Here is a 233-nt window from a genome sequence, read left to right as displayed (position 1 = left end):
GTATAAGTATTTGCAGCATTATATCCTGTGATTTGAAAACTTCCTGTGGCTGTTGTACATGTTGGTTGTATTATCGAACCAACTGTTGGCGCACTTGGCGCACTTGGTTGAGCATTTACTACAATGTTAGCCGATGATGGTGAAGTACAACCAGATACATTGGTAACTGTAAAAGTATAAGTATTCGCATTAGCAGTTACTAATCCTGTTGCTGAAATACTTACAACTCCTGG

Annotated in this window: 1 protein-coding gene; it reads right to left on the bottom strand. The window is 39.1% G+C overall.

The annotated features are described in order from the left end of the window. A partial coding sequence (locus tag IAI56_RS16065) for a hypothetical protein (RefSeq protein WP_187658807.1) occupies positions 1–233 on the bottom strand: 233 nt, incomplete at both ends.

It is taken from the genome of Flavobacterium macrobrachii (assembly GCF_014486675.1).
Classification (GTDB): Bacteria; Bacteroidota; Bacteroidia; order Flavobacteriales; family Flavobacteriaceae; genus Flavobacterium; species Flavobacterium macrobrachii.
This window is presented reverse-complemented; position numbering and strand designations above follow the sequence as displayed.